8 protein-coding genes are annotated in these 15,513 nt (G+C 55.0%); 5 read left to right on the top strand and 3 right to left on the bottom strand.

Annotated elements, in window-relative coordinates:
* Nucleotides 1–671: 671 nt before the first annotated feature.
* A complete protein-coding gene (locus F556_RS37985; RefSeq protein ID WP_157272878.1) occupies nt 672–1,457 on the bottom strand; it encodes a hypothetical protein in 786 nt (261 codons plus the stop codon).
* A gap of 787 nt (nt 1,458–2,244) precedes the next feature.
* Nucleotides 2,245–3,525 (bottom strand): glycoside hydrolase family 125 protein, encoded by a 1,281-nt coding sequence (locus F556_RS0121475; RefSeq protein WP_020619062.1) that lies wholly within the window; start codon nt 3,523–3,525, stop codon nt 2,245–2,247.
* A 449-nt stretch (nt 3,526–3,974) separates the two neighbouring features.
* On the opposite strand from F556_RS0121475, the gene F556_RS0121470 reads away from it, so the two are divergent.
* The 5 genes from F556_RS0121470 (at nt 3,975) to F556_RS0121450 (ending at nt 12,036) form a co-directional block, all read left to right on the top strand.
* Nucleotides 3,975–4,937 (top strand): ABC transporter permease, encoded by a 963-nt coding sequence (locus tag F556_RS0121470; protein WP_020619061.1) that lies wholly within the window; start codon nt 3,975–3,977, stop codon nt 4,935–4,937.
* A gap of 15 nt (nt 4,938–4,952) precedes the next feature.
* Nucleotides 4,953–5,864, top strand: coding sequence for a carbohydrate ABC transporter permease (locus tag F556_RS0121465; RefSeq protein WP_020619060.1), 912 nt, complete (start codon nt 4,953–4,955; stop codon nt 5,862–5,864).
* Nucleotides 5,865–6,172: 308 nt separating this feature from the next.
* Nucleotides 6,173–7,783: an extracellular solute-binding protein gene (locus tag F556_RS0121460; RefSeq protein WP_020619059.1), complete on the top strand. Its 1,611-nt coding sequence runs from the start codon at nt 6,173–6,175 to the stop codon at nt 7,781–7,783.
* Between the two features lie 106 nt (nt 7,784–7,889).
* On the top strand, nt 7,890–11,003 hold the full coding sequence (locus F556_RS0121455; protein WP_020619058.1) for an alpha-mannosidase: 3,114 nt from the start codon (nt 7,890–7,892) through the stop codon (nt 11,001–11,003).
* Nucleotides 11,004–11,019: 16 nt separating this feature from the next.
* Complete coding sequence (locus F556_RS0121450) at nt 11,020–12,036, top strand: glycoside hydrolase family 130 protein (RefSeq protein WP_020619057.1); 1,017 nt, start codon at nt 11,020–11,022, stop codon at nt 12,034–12,036.
* Nucleotides 12,037–12,720: 684 nt separating this feature from the next.
* Here F556_RS0121450 and F556_RS0121440 read toward each other — a convergent pair.
* Nucleotides 12,721–15,057 carry a helix-turn-helix domain-containing protein gene (locus F556_RS0121440; RefSeq protein WP_020619055.1) on the bottom strand — a complete coding sequence of 779 codons (2,337 nt, stop codon included), beginning with the start codon at nt 15,055–15,057 and terminating at the stop codon, nt 12,721–12,723.
* Nucleotides 15,058–15,513 lie beyond the last annotated feature (456 nt).

Genomic DNA, 15,513 nt, shown 5'->3' with positions numbered 1-15,513 from the left:
CCCCAGATTTCTTTGATTTTTACCCCTTGTAGGGGTGAAATCCGGGGACAGCGTATGCTTTCGAAGCTAGCTTTTCTGCGAAAAGCTTTTAGGCGAACGCTTCGCAGCGTATACTTCCGAAGTCGCTTTCTTTCAGAAAGCGTTGACCAGATTCGATTCCGTGCCTCTCCGGCCGTTCTTCAACAACTGCAAAAATACAATTACGAACCATAAAAAGAACAGGAAGAGCCTTGCTAAAAGCGAAAATACAACTAATCCTAAGGGAATTGGAAATTCCAAGGAGATTTCAACTGGATTAAGTGTAGTTTTGCAATTACGAGAAACAAGGAGCCGTCCCAGCCAGAAACTAATGGTAGTTTTACACTTACGCTCTTGAGCGTACGCGTCTGATCGAACGGTCCTGTACACTTGCTCCTAGCCGAACGCGATTGATCGCACAATATTGAGCACTTGCTCCTGGCCGAACACGCCTGGTAAACGCATCTGAGCGCCTGTTCCTAGCTGCACGCGACTAACCCGCGTCTGACGGGCACGCAATTGACGCCACTCACCTGATTGCAAATGCCCATCCGCACGCACCTGATTGCGCGTTGCTTACTACTCGCTTCTAAGCGCTGGCTCCTGACGGCTTGGCTCAGGAGCCAGCAGCCCTGTGAACACCAAACGCCGCCCTAACGAGGGCGGCGTTTTCGTGGTCGGGCGGAGGACGCCGGGCGGCGACGGCCGCTGCCGGGACGTGCGCCATTGCCTGCTCCAGCCGGACGGCGACGGCGTCTGCGACGAGGGGGGCGCCACTCGGTGTCTTCTTCGGCGGTTTGGGCGACCGCGCCCTTCTTGCCGAAGGAGCCCATGAGCAGCTTCACCATAGGGGCCATCTGTTGGACGCCGGCGACGACCTTCTGGACCTTGCCCATGGTACCGATGATGCCATCGATGCCGCCCATACGGTCGACAACGCCTTTCAGTTCGCCGAGACCGTTCATGATCCCGCCAAGCTTGGAAGAGGAGCCGGCGGCACTCGACCCGGAAGCCGGGATGACGGTCGGTTCAGCTACTGGGACGACCGCCGGCATGAAGACCGGCGAAGCGCCCGGCGGCAGCTCCGAGGAGGATGGCCCGAATGGTGTCAATGCGCGGGCTCCTGGACCCTGCACTCCGGTGCCGGCAACACTACCGGCTCGCGGGGCATAGCCCGGTCCGACGTTTGAGGCCGCCGTCAGGGGAGCGGGGGCTGGTGCGCCAGTTCCCGGCCGCGCAGTCCTGGATGCAGCACCCGGTGCTCCTGCACCTGGTGTTGCGCTCCGAGAAACAGCGCCCGGCGCTCCAAGTTCCTGTCTCGCGGCTTTTGTTGCAGCACCTGATGTGGCCGACCGAGAAGCGGCGCCCGGTGCCACTGTGGATGGATTGCCCGACGGGTGCGATGATGCTCTCTGACGTGGATCAGAGCGATAAGTCACATGGATCACAACCCTTTTTTGTTTTGGAATACGGCATTAGCCGTGTCTTCTTAGTACTACTCTATGTGGTAGGCAAACATAAGGATTGGACGGATGCCCGGGTTCCACACGAAATTCTGACCAGCGCAGGCACCATTTAGACGTTATTAACTAGTTGAAGACAAAAGAGCGGTGCGTAGCAGGTGCCCAAATTTCTCGCTCCGCGACAACTTGCGCTAATGGCCATATAGGCGCTTATTTCGGCTTTTTTGAGGGGGTTACGATTCTAACGGCCACAGGTGCAGCTATTGTAACAAGAACTCATGAAAAGCGGCGTTTTTACATGTAATAACTGATTATATGGCCGTTAGAGTTTCAAAGTGCCGATTTTGGTCGAAATAGCAGCCGTGGTGGCCGTTAGAATTTGCTAACTCAGTGAGGGGCCGGTAAAGGTTAGAGAGGCGCAAGAATCCCCAGTGGTTAAGGAGCCACATCGACTGTTACGCAGCAAACGAGCAGTGCGAACCTGAATAAAGCGGACGATGAGGTGTTAGGGGAGTATGCAGAAGAAAAGCCTGGGTATCGGAGGTGGATTTCTTGCAGAGTGCTCAAGCGCATGCCATTGTCGCCAGATTGGGGGCTTACAGCGATCATATATTTCAATCGGGGTGAGCTATTGAAGCAAAAAAAAGCCCGTCTAATCTCAACAGATCAGACGGGCTTCTTCACGGTGTAATACTAAGTAACTCTAAGTAATACTAAATCGTTTCTGAGGTCTTGAAGGCTCGCGTACAACTAGTCTGTCAACCTACACCAATCCCCGATCCATCGCTTTGACGATGAGGGAGGCGAAGAGGCTGTTGGACCATGCGAACCAAGGGCGAGTGTAGATCGCCGGGTTGTCGGGGTGGAAGCCCTCGTGCATGTAGCCGGTGTCCGCATCAGTATTGACGAGCATGTCGACCAGCTCGCGGATCTCGTCATCGTCCTCTGAAGTGATCCCCTGCATCGAGAGCGCCATGTGCCACACATAGCCGCCTGGTGTATGCGGGCTGCCGATGCCACGCGCGTGTTTACCTTCAAAGTAGAAGGGATTGTCGAAGCTCAGCGCGAACCGCCGCGTGTTCTGGTACACCGGATCGTCAGCACCGACGTAGCCGATATAAGGAATCGAAATGAGGCCCGGCGTACCGGCGTCATCCATCAGGCTGTAGTTGCCGAAGCCGTCAGTTTCGTAGGCATAGATCGGTCCATGCTTCGGATGGTTGACGATGCCGTAGGCACGAATGCCGAAGTCGATTTCTTTGCGTAGCTTCTCGGCCCGGGCGGCCAGCCGCTCATCCTTATAGATCTCGCTAGCGATCTCGCGGATATGGCCCAGCACGACGACGGCGAACATGTTGTTCGGGATGTTGTAGCCGAAGAGGCAAGCGTCATCACTTGGACGGAAACCGGACCAAGTCATGCCGGTATAGTTGACCGGAAGGCCGCGGCCTTCATTTTGCAGCGTCTCCGTCTCCTGGTGAGTGTCACGGATAAAATGGTATGGCGACCGTTCCATATGCCGCTGTTCGGTGATCATCAGGTCCACGGCGGAGGTCATGGCCCGGTAGCAAATGTCGGTGAACACGCTCGTATCGCCCGTTGTTGTCCAATAATCATGCAACAGCTGGAACGGGAAGCAGAGCGAATCGAGCTCATACTTGCGCTCCCACATCCACGGATTGAGGTTGCAATCGTCGGAGGCACGATAGTGCGCATCGCTGGCGGTTTCATTAAAGGCATTGGTGTATGGATCAATGGTCAGGTAGAACATCTGGCGGGCAATCAATCCGCTGATGATGCGTTGGAGCTCGGGATCGTCCTTGGTCAGCGGCAGATAGTGACGAACTTGCTCCGTGGAATCACGCAGCCACATCGCCGGAATGTCTCCGGTGAAGACGAAGGTCGTGCCGTCGTCCATCAGCTTGGTCGTCGTTTCTAATGTATTGGGAAAGGTGTTGCGGAACAGCTGCTGCAGCTTCGGGCGGTGAGCCAGACGCTCATCGACCTGGTCCAGATAGCGGGATACGGATGCTGGAATTGTCATGGGGTGAAGAACCTCCTGTAACGTTGTAATCGGTCTCAAGACAGGGTGTCACACCTCGCCCGGAAGCACAATATGTATCATTTGAGCTGCATTTTACCGGGTCAAAACCTACACATTCCGTCGATGACAACCCCCATTCAGCTCCGAGGGTCAACACGCTGGAAGCCTTGCCACACCTGGCGTGACGGGCTTTTTGTCATGACAATGCATAGACGACATATTTACCCTCACCCCTCGCAATGCCTACAATGTGACCTATAAGCCGGAGCGAGACGGATATGAATACGCTTGCTTGATAAGGCATCAGTCACAGCTGCCCACACACCGGCGAAGTCGTCCATTGCATGCGTCGCAGATCCTTGTTACGCGCTCTATATGAGAGCTATGAAAGCGGCTTCGGGAAAGAGGCAGAACACAGGGCTGAGCCGAGGGAAAGGAGACGGTACGATTTGAAAGCAAGTCAGGAATTGACGCCTCAGACAAACACCACGCCGGAACGACCGAAGAAAACTTCCTGGCGCAGAAGAGTCATGCACAATTGGGAGCTGTACTTATTTATCTTACCGTGCATGCTGTACTTTTTTATCTTTCATTATTTACCGATGTATGGCGTGCAGATTGCATTCAAAAACTTTCAGCCAGCCAAAGGCATTACCGGCAGCCCATGGGTAGGATTCGATCATTTTGAACGATTCTTCAACTCCTACTATTTCTGGGATCTCCTGTGGAACACGCTGAGCATCAGCTTGTATGAGCTAGCTATTGGGTTCCCGCTGCCGATTATCCTGGCACTGGCCTTTAACGAAATCCGTAATGGCTTTTTCAAGAAAAGTGTCCAGACGGTTACGTATGCACCGCATTTCATCTCTATCGTCGTTATGGCGGGGATGATCATTACGTTCCTGAGCCCGTCCTCAGGGATTCTGATCCGCATGATCGAATGGGTTGGACTGCAGCCAGCGAATTTCCTGGAGGATCCGGCCTGGTTTAAGACGGTCTATGTGCTATCAGGCGTATGGCAGAGTGCAGGCTGGGGCACGATCATTTATTTGGCCGCGTTATCGGGTGTGGATCCGCAGCTGCATGAAGCGGCAATTGTGGACGGCGCCAGCCGGTTCAAACGGGTGCTTCATATTAATATCCCGACGATTATTCCGACGATCTCGATTCTGCTCATCCTCAATGTGGGCAACATTCTCGGTGTCGGCTACGAGAAAATATTATTGCTGCAAAACTCGCTGAACATGGAATCCTCCGATGTCATCTCGACCTTTGTCTACAGGGCAGGCTTGGTTAACAACCAGCTCAGCTTCTCCACGGCGGTGGGCTTGTTCAACTCCGTGGTCAACGCCATCCTGCTCATAACGGTCAACCGCATCGCCAAAAAGACCAGCGACAACAGTCTGTGGTAAAAGGAGGTCACATCTATGATATCGGCAATTAAAGAATCCAGAGGCGACAAGTTATTTCTTGTCTTCGTCTATATTTTCCTGACAGCGGCATTGATTGTCGTGCTCTATCCGCTGGTCTACATGCTCAGCGCATCGGTCAGTACGCCGCGTTATGTCAACTCCGGCGAGATGTGGCTGCTGCCCAAAGGGTTTACGCTGGAGGGCTTCAAGCTTGTCCTGGATAACGCAAAAATATGGATGGGTTACCGCAACACGATTCTCTATACCGTGGTCGGAACCCTGATTAACCTGGCGGTCACACTGCCTGCAGCCTATGCGCTGAGCCGGAGCGACTTCTACGGCCGTCAGCTGTTCATGATTTTGATTCTGATCACCATGTTCTTCAATGGTGGTCTGGTACCGACATACCTGGTCGTAAGAGATCTGGGCCTGATTAACTCCATGTGGGCATTGATTCTTCCGGTATCCGCTACGGTATGGAATATTATTGTTGCCCGGACGTTCTTCCATTCCACGATTCCGAAGGAGCTGCAGGAGGCTGCGCACATTGACGGCTGTACCAACATGCGCCTGTTCATCAAGATTGTGCTTCCGTTGTCAGCGCCAATCATTGCAGTTATGGCTTTGTTCTACGGTGTCATGCACTGGAACAGCTACTTCTCGGCCTTGATTTATCTGAATGACGAGAGCAAATTCCCGCTGCAAATGATTCTGCGTCAGATCCTGGTCCTCCAGGAAGCGACAGCAGAAACAACAGGCGGCACCATGACCGCTGATATGGCGGCGATTGCGTCATCCAAGGCTGAATTGGCATCCATGGTTAAATATTCAGTCATTATTGTGTCCACGCTACCTATTATTGCCGTTTATCCGTTCTTGCAGCGCTTCTTTGTTCAAGGCGTCATGATCGGTTCGGTAAAAGGTTAAGTAAAAGGGTCAAAGGCTTGACGATTGCGGGTTCCGGCTTCATGCCGGTCCTGCTTCGCCAGCCAGGGGCAGGCCGGTACCCCGCTGAGGGTGCCGGCACAACGCCCCACTTTCCATATCGACGTTGTAAGCGGTCCCGCGCTGTGCGGCTGCCGTAATTGTACTGTGCTAATAACCGAAGAGGGGTCTCTGCGCCGGGTCGAATAAAAGCGATTGCAATTTTTTACCGTCCGTCGTTTAAGGGAATTGCCGTCATCTTCGTTTATTATAAGAATCATAAGCAAGGTTATTACAAAGGAGGATCACGTATGAAAAGAGTTAAAAAGGGGCTGGGACTGGTACTTGCGGGTGCCATGATCGCCGGAGCACTATCTGCTTGCAGCTCATCAGACACAAACACAGGGAGCGAGCAGGGCACATCTGCAGAAACGGTAAACGCTGAAGGGTTCCCGGTTGTTAATGAGCCGCTTACGCTCACCATGATGGGTCCGGACGTAGGGATTCAGAACTGGAATGATATGCTGGTGTTCCAAGAGATGGAGAAATTGACGGGCATCACAATGGAATTCCAGAACGCACCGAAGGACGGCTTCGAAACCAAGAAGAACCTGGTGTTCTCCAGCGGTTCGTATCCTGACATCTTCTATGCAGCGGGACTCACGCCTGCAGAGCAAATGAACTACGGGGAACAGGGAATTCTGCTGCCGCTCGAAGATCTCATTGAGACGCATGCACCAAATGTAAGACAGATTCTTGAAGAAAACCCGGAGATTCGCAAATCGATCACCGCACCGGACGGTCATATCTACGCGCTGCCGGTTATTGAATTCAACCAGCCTTGGTACCGCAACCCGCTCTGGTACAACGGTGAATTCCTGGAAGCTCTCGGCGTGGACAAGCTGCCTGAGACGACAGAAGAGCTCTTCACGTACCTGAAGCGTGTCAAAGAAGAAGATCCGAACGGCAACGGCCAAGCGGACGAGATTCCATTGTCCTCTGCTTCCCCGAATAACAGTCTGCGTGATATCCGTACATGGCTGCTGGGCGCATTCGGTATCTATGAAGAAGAAATCTATGTCGATGACAACGAAGTTGTCCGTTATACACCTATGGAAGAAGGCTACAAAGAGTACCTGACGTACCTGAATCGTCTGTGGAACGAAGGTCTGCTGGACCAGGAGAGCTTCTCCCAAACTGCTGAGCAGCGCGAAGCCAAAGCTCGTAATAACCAGCTGGGCATGTTCTCCGCTTGGGTGCCTTGGCAAATGATGGGCGAAGAGCCGAGTGAAAGTGATCCAATGTTCGCCCCGATTGTCAGCGAATTCGTAGACAAGCCTGCGATCGCCATGAACAAAGGCATCAACACGGGCGCGTTTGCCATCTCCAACACGAATCCGTCGCCTGAAGCTTCGCTGCGCTGGATCGACCATGCGTACTCCATCGAGGGCGCGACCATGTTTAACAAAGGACCTGAAGGTGTCCTGTGGCAGTACACGGATAAAGACAACTACGTGAAGGAATATCTGCCTGTACCAGACGGCGGCGACCGTGAGGAATACCGTTCCAGAATTACACCAAACTACGGTATCCCGGCTCCAACCATCAACCTGGCTGAAATCGAAAATGGTCTTCTGGAGGAAGTCGATGACTGGGTGAAGAACGAGACGAAGACCAAGCTGCTTGACCGCGGCGCTCGGATTCCTTTCCCTGTATTGTTCCTGACACCGGAAGAGCAGTCTGAAGTCACCATGATGACGTCTGACCTCAACACCTATGTTCGTCAAATGGAAGCCAAGTTCGTGACAGGCGCTGAGCCGATGACGAACTGGGACAACTATGTAAGCACGATTCAAAAAATGGGCGGCGACCGCATGGCTGAAATTCATCAAGCGGCATACGACCGTTGGAAAAACAGCTAGACGACAGGCCTAATCGTCCAACCACTCTCCGAAGGCATCTGCGTTCGGAGAGTTTTTCTATTGAGGTCCCGAGAGGGGCAGCAGAGAAGCAAAGGAGGCAACTGTAGTGAAGCGTATGAACCGATTCATCCGTTACCTGGATCAGGGCCAATGGGCGGACAAGCAGCCGCTCGGCGACTGGACGATCCGGGAGACGAGCTACATCGCACAGGGCGTCTACGAAGAGACCGCAGCGGAAACGCACGGTCGCTCGCTGGAGAAGCTGACGGGCGGGGCAGGCACGACGTATTTCCTGAGCCGGTCGCTAGCGGTTCCGGCAGACTGGCCGCAGCAGGATAGCGTGCTGCTCTACTACGGAACGGGTGAGGGCATGCTGTCGATCGATGGCGCGCCGTATCACGGACTGGATCGCAATCATTGGCTGGTGCCGCTGCCTGCAGCCAAATCAGGCAAGGAGCTGCAGCTGGATATTGAGCTGTTCGACCCGTTCCCCGAGCCTGTGGATCCGCTCAATAATCAGGCGCCGGTCCGACCGCAGTTGCAGAGCGCGGAGATCGCCCTGGCCCGAATTAACCGACCGGTTTACAGCCTGCTGCACACTGTGCGAATGGTGCAGGAGTCTGCGGCGCTGCTGCCGGAGGCCGACATGCGGCGTATTCGCTTGGAGCAGGCGCTGGAGCGGACGATGGACGCGCTATATCCGCAGCCAGAGCGCCTGGCTGATGAGGAGCGCGTAGCCGCAGCAGAGCAAGAGCTGCGTGAAGTCGCTCTGCAGGAAGGCGCAAGTGGCGCTGGCACCGGCGTGATGCATATGGTGGGGCAGTCGCATATCGACGTGGCCTGGCTGTGGCCGCTCAAGGAAACGATGCGCAAGGTGGGCCGCACGTTCTCTACCGTCTGCGCGCTGATGGACCGTTACCCGGATTTTACGTACTCGCAGAGTCAGCCGCAGCTCTATGCTTACGTCAAGGCGTACTATCCCGAGCTGTACGAGCGGATCAAGGCGCGGGTAGCGGAGGGGCGCTGGGAGCTGGTCGGGGGCATGTGGGTCGAGCCGGACCTGAACTTGCCTTCCGGCGAATCGCTGGTGCGTCAAATTCTCTATGGCCAAGGCTTCTACGAGCGGGAATTCGGCAAACGTTCGACGATTGAATGGCTGCCAGATACCTTTGGCTACTGTGCATCGCTGCCGCAGCTGCTGAAGCAGGCGGGGATCGATCATTTTATGACGACCAAGCTGGGCTGGAACGACACCAACACATTCCCGCATACCTTGTTCGACTGGGTCGGCATCGACGGGACCTCGGTGGTGGCCTACCAGAATCACGGGCTCAACGAGCACACCAAGCCGGTGGATGTGCAGGACCACTGGAAGGCATATGCGACCAAGGACAAGCACGACGAGCTGATGCTCCTGTACGGACACGGCGACGGCGGAGGCGGCGTCACGCATGAGATGCTGGAGTACGTTGACCGCGGGGAGCTGATGGTCGGTCAGCCGGCTGGCCGGATCTCGACTGCGGAAGAATTCTTTGCGGGCATCGACAGCAAGCAGCCGGAGCTGCCGACCTGGCACGGGGATCTCTACCTGGAGCTGCACCGAGGCACCCTGACCACGCACGCGTACAACAAGCTCAGTAACCGCCGGGCAGAGCAGCTCTATCGCCGTGCAGAGATTTGGGGCCGGTTCGCAGAGCTGGGCGGAACGAAGGTTGCTGCGCTGGACGGGCTCCAGGAAGGCTGGGAGCTGCTGCTGCTTAACCAATTCCACGATATTATACCGGGCACGGCGATTCCTGAGGTGTACGTCACGTCGAGAGAACAGTATGAGCGAGTGTTCCAACTGGGACATGAGGCGCTCGAGCAGGGACAAACGGCGCTGGCTGCCGCGATGCATACCGAGGGCGAAGGCCAGCCGTATGTGGTCTTCAACAGCCTGGGCTGGGACCGTACAGATACTGTGCTGATTGAGAGTGACGCTCAGGCGGGCGTTGCGTTCTGGGATGTCGAGGGTGAGCTGGCAAGTGATGTTCGATCTGTAGATGAGGAGACTGGCCGGACCACATGGGCAGTGCAAGTGAAGGCTGTACCCGCATTCGGCAGCCGGGTCATCTGGCAGCGTCCGCAGGCGGAGTCAGTTGTTGCGGGTAAGACAGCAGGCGCAGAGCTCTCTGATACGTGGGAGACGGACCGCTGGCTGCTGCATTTCAATGCGCGGGGTGAGATTACGCGCTGGTTGGACAAGGTTGTTGGGCGTGAGCTGATTGCAGACGGTCAGCGGGCCAACGAGCTCCAACTGTTCTACGACACGCCAGTGGAGTGGGATGCCTGGGATATCGATCCACGGTTCGAGCAGCAGCCTGCCGAGCAGGCTGAGCTGCTGGAGCGGTCAGTGGCAATCACTGGCGACGTGCTTGATGTGCTGCGTTTCCGCTGGCGCATCGGCAGTTCCACGGTAGAGCAGGATCTGGTGTTCTACAAGCATACAGGCCGCGTAGATTTCGTCACTAAGGTTGACTGGCAGGAGAATCACAAGGTGCTGAAGGCTGCCTTCCCGGTGGATGTGCTGGCAACGCAGGCGACCTACGAAATTCCCTTCGGCGCGCTCGCGCGTCCGACACACCGCAACACGACTTGGGAGCAGGCACAGTTCGAAGTATGCGGCCATCGCTTCGCCGACCTGTCGGAGAACGGCTATGGCGTCAGCCTGCTGAACGACTGCAAGTACGGCTATGACGTCCTGGACGGCGTGATGCGTATCACGCTGCTGCGCGCGCCGTCCTGGCCGGACAGAGACGCGGATCGTGGCGCGCATGCGTTCACGTACTCGCTCTATCCGCATCGCGGCGACTGGCGTCAAGCGGGCGTCGTCCGTGAGGCGGCAGCGCTCAATGAGCCGCTGCAGGTCGTGGCGACCTCGTCCCATCCGGGGACGCTCGGCACGAAGCATGCGTGGTTGTCCTACGACAGCGAGCATGTCCAGCTCGATACCATCAAGCAGGCCGAGGACGGCAGCGGCACGATCATCCGCATGTACGAGTCCGGCGGCGGCCGCGATCACGCGGTTTTGCGCGATCTACCGTCATCGGCGCGTATCACTGAAGTCAACTTGCTGGAGGATGAGCTCAGCGAGCTGTCCGTGGTGGATGGCGAGCTGAAGCTACCATTCCGCCCGTATCAAGTCCGCACCATCAAAATTACAGAAGCTGCAACAGCATAGGAGGCCTTTATCTATTATGAAAATTACTAGACATCCCGAAAACCCGATCGTCGTTCCCGGCGAATTCGAATGGCGCAAAGCGACGGTCTTTAACCCAGCCGTCATTATCGACAACGGCAAGTTCTACATGATCGAGCGTACTGCTGGCTCCCTGACCCCTTGCAAAAACTATCTCGGCCTGCTGGAAAGTGAAGACGGCGTTCACTTCACACACGTGAAGGATGAGCCGGTTCTGACACCAGACGAACTGGGCTTCCCATACGGTAGCGTGCAGGACCCGCGCGTGGTCAAAATCGATGGCACCTTCTACATGAACTACGCGCTCCGTCCGTGTGCCATGAGCTACTACCCGACCAACACGGGCGTACCGGAGCGCTCGATTCCCGAGTATCCGGACGGCTGGGGGGAGGACCCGGGTCACTGGCTGACCCGCTCCTCCATCGTGAAATCCGACAACCTGATCGACTGGGAGTTCGTGGCGGACACCACCGAGCTGGACATCAACGACCGCGACAACATCCTGTTCCCGGAGAAAATTAACGGCCGCTATGTGCTGCTGCGTCGTCCGGAGGAGTATGTCGGCAAGGAATACGGCACCGAAAAAGCCGCCATGTGGATCACCTACTCCGATGACTTGATTACCTGGGATGAGCCGAAGCTGCTCGCAAAGGCAGAGAACATGGACTGGGAATCCCGCAAAATCGGTGGCTCGACGCCACCAATTAAAACGGACAAAGGCTGGCTCGTGCTCTACCACGGCGTAGACGACAAGATCGTCTACCGCGTGGGCGCGCTGCTGCTCGACCTGGAGAACCCGGAGAAAATCATCGCCCGCACGCACAACTACATCATGGAGCCAGAAACGTACTACGAGAAGTTCGGCTACCAAATCCCGAACGTCGTCTTCCCAACCGGCAACGTTGTCAAGGATGACCTGCTCTACATCTACTACGGCGTAACGGATACAGCCATCGCTCTGGCGACTGTGCCGCTGGATGAGCTGGTGGAGTATGTGTTGAACGAGCCGAAGTAAGGCGCTGCACAATAAAAGAGTCGACCTGCATGGAGCTTGCGGGTCGGCTCTTTTATTAATTCTAAGATGTATAGGTTTTCCATATAAATTCTTAGAATTCTCCTAAGCAGTCCTTGGCCGATTCCAGGACAGCCCCTTACTGCTCGAATGATATCATGCTATACTCTTAAATAGGACAAAGAAAAGCGGTGGATGTTTTTGAGGTCACGGCGTGACAACTCCTGAGAGGAGGTGACGCCGATGGCCGTACTTGTGGCGTGGCTGGACGTTCTCCGATGGGTTGCTGCCACACTAAGCCTAGTGTTTGGTGTGCGCAAGCTGTACCGTTGGTTGCGACGTAAGTTTCGTAAAAAACGCAAGCAAAAACCCACCGCGTAAGGTTGCCGCCTAACGGTGGGTTTTGCATCCGGATTAAATTCTAATGCACGCCGTGGTGATCCACAGCCCTTCTGCGTCTCAAGAGTCTTTGCCGTTGACGCGGCAAAGGCTCTTCTTAGTATACGACGAAAGCCAGTGCATTCATACGTACATTTATTTCATACAAAATGATACCTAAAGACATTTTATCATCTTGAATTGACTACAGTCAATGGCGCTTCGTGGAGTCAAACGTTGCAGCGTTCTTTGAACTAGGATTTATTGTTGTACTTTGAACTAGGATTTATTGTTGTACTCTGGCTTAGCTTACTCCTCTTCCTCCACTACCCCGCCGCTGGTGCTGTGGAGCTTGCGGTATTGGCCGGGGGTGTGGCCGGTTTCCTTTTTGAACTTGCGGATGAAGTTCGGGGCATCCAGGTAGCCGACGCGCTCGATGATGTCCTTGAGCGGTGCGCTCGTATGGGTGAGCTGATGCGTAACTTCCTTAAGCCGGCACTGCCAGATGTACTGGGTGAAATTGTGGCCGGTCTTGTCCTTGAAGCTGCGGCTCAGGTAGGAGGTGGAGATGTCGTATTTGAGCGCGACGTGCTCCAAGCTCAGGGTATAGTCGGCAAAGTTCTGGTCGACATACGCGACGATCTCGTCCATGAGTGTCGGCTGTTCTGTCTCTGTCTGATGGGTGGCAACCCCACAGATTCGCGCAGCTAGTATGCGGAGACGGTTCTCCAACTCCTCCAACGTCTCAAAGGCATGCAGCGAGCCGATCTCATCATGCACATCGACGCCCAGCTCGGCAGCCGTGCGCAGTAGCGAGTTCAGCACGTCAAAGCACAGGCAGCGCAGCAGGGCGACCGACAAGGTCTGGCGCTTAATCTCTTCCATCATGCCGGAGATCAGCTGGACGGCGGCGGCTTCGTTGCCCTGCTTGAGACTCTGCTCCAGCTTGAGCAGCGACTTCTTCGGAATCCAGTAGCTCTCACCAGCCACCACCGAAGCTGATAGCTCGGTCAGCTCCTCGAAGTAGGCGATCCGACCGCTGAAGGTCAACATGCGCTGGTCCAGGGCAGAAGCCGCTTCGAGGAAGGACTGATGGAGGTCGGACAGGTCTTCGTAGACGGTGCCGACGCCCAAATTCGGGCGTGCCGCCAGCCGCTCCGCTAGCTGTTCGTCGAGGTGGTCGATAATCAGACTGACGCGGCTTGCTTCGTCGTCCTCCGACTCTGAAGGCAACAGCGTCACCATAAGCGCCATCTGTTGCTTGACTGAGAACTCGACGCCATAGATGCGTGCTTGCAGCTCCGGCAGTTCCATATGGCTGAGCCACTGACGCAGTTCCTGCTGATGATTCCAGGACTGTCCGCTACGGCTCTGTTCATCCCAGCTGAGGATAATGGTGAAGCAGCGGGCCTGCTCAGGCAGCTTCAAGCCGGATTGCACGATCATCCGCTCAATCTCGGGATCTTCTGGTTTGGTGTGCTTGAAGAGCAGCATCAGACACTGATTCCGCACATACGGCTCCTGCATATCGATGCGTTCATGGTAGTCGTGAATCGTCTGCTTGATCCAGTCCCATTCATTGCGGTTCTTTGGTGTTTCCTTGTTGACGCCCTCAAGGGAGGCAAACTCCAGCAAGTCACGAATCGGATGGTACTGCCGTCTGGCGAGCAGTGTCGCAGCAGCAATACCGACTAGTGCCGTTACCGCAAAAACGAGCAAGATGATCGTTCGAATCTGCCCAACTTGCTCGAAGAACTGGTAGCTCGGAATTGCTGTTGCATACGTCCAGCCGTTGACGCTGGATTTTACGGTCACAACAGAGTAGCGTTCGCCGCCCAGAGCCATACTGTGAATACCAGGCTCCAGCTCGGTCAGCGAGGTCAAATCTTGGCCGCGCAGGGCGTCGCCCCGGTAATTGGCGGTCAATACCTCTCCAGAAGGGCCGAAGATATAACTACTTCCAGAGAAGTCGGTTAAAATCGTGTTCATGACGCCGGTAAGCTGTGATTCCTTCATCAGGTAAAGCACCGTGCCGTATGGATACGGATCGTTGGGCTTGATGGGAATGAGCATGGACAGCAGGGATTCGCGACGGGAGTTAACGCTTACAAGCTCCGCGGGCCGCACCGTTGTCAACTTGGTGTCGTTCAGCGCACGGGCCACATCGGGGAGTTGCCACTTCTCGAAGCGGAAGATCCGTCCGAACACAATGTCCACATCGGTCATGCCCAGACTGGAATAGAGATGGTCATCATTGTGATAATACAGGAATAGCTCCTCGATTAGCGAGTTGTTGGCCTGATATTGGCCAAGCGCAGCAATGGCTTCCTGACTGTAGTAGGGGTGAGTGACCATAAACGGGGTTAGCCGTTCATCGTAGGAGATTTTACTGGCAATCTCCAGCAGGTTGGTCATCTGATTGTCGATGGTCATCTTCACCTGGTTGAGCTGATTGACGTTGGATTGCTCAATCTCGGAGCGCAGGTTGGCCGCAGCGTTATGGTAGATGAAATAGGTCACGCCTGTAAGCGGAACCAAGAAGATGAGTATATAGGACAAGGTGTAGGTCACCAGCAATTTGGACTTGAAACGATTCCAGGTCGGGCGGATGCCCGAGGCTAGTTGAAAGGGCTGGGGTAGTTTCACGGACAAACCTCCTGAGAAGGACTTCGGACAACTTTGGATAAAGGTGGTTTTCTTGTGTGGCTATGCGCTAAAGGGTGGCTCCGATCGCTGTTAACGCCCGATTTCTTGATTAGCATCCTCAGTGGATGAAATCGGTCGTTAAAGGCGAACACTGTCGTTTCTCCGCCAGCCCTTTAGCGCTACGCTTAAGGGAAAACCAAAATTTAAAAGGACCGAAGACCCGGAATACTAGAGCTGCCCGCAGCTATGGAGATCGCTGCGGGGCGCTGAAGGAAACATTAAGAAGCATATAGATTAGGATAAGACCTTATTCTACACAGAGTTTGTAGGGGATGACAAGCTTTTGGCTGCAACTTGTCTCAATTCAACTTCACGTCACTTAAACATTATAACGTTATATTTATTTTAATGCTAGGATGTGTTAAGCTAAGGGCGAAGAAAAAGGGGACAACGTAC

This window comes from Paenibacillus daejeonensis DSM 15491 (assembly GCF_000378385.1).
GTDB classification, from domain to species: Bacteria; Bacillota; Bacilli; order Paenibacillales; family Paenibacillaceae; genus Paenibacillus_D; species Paenibacillus_D daejeonensis.
Note: the sequence above shows the minus strand (reverse complement) of the source record. Positions and strands in the feature narration are given on the sequence as shown.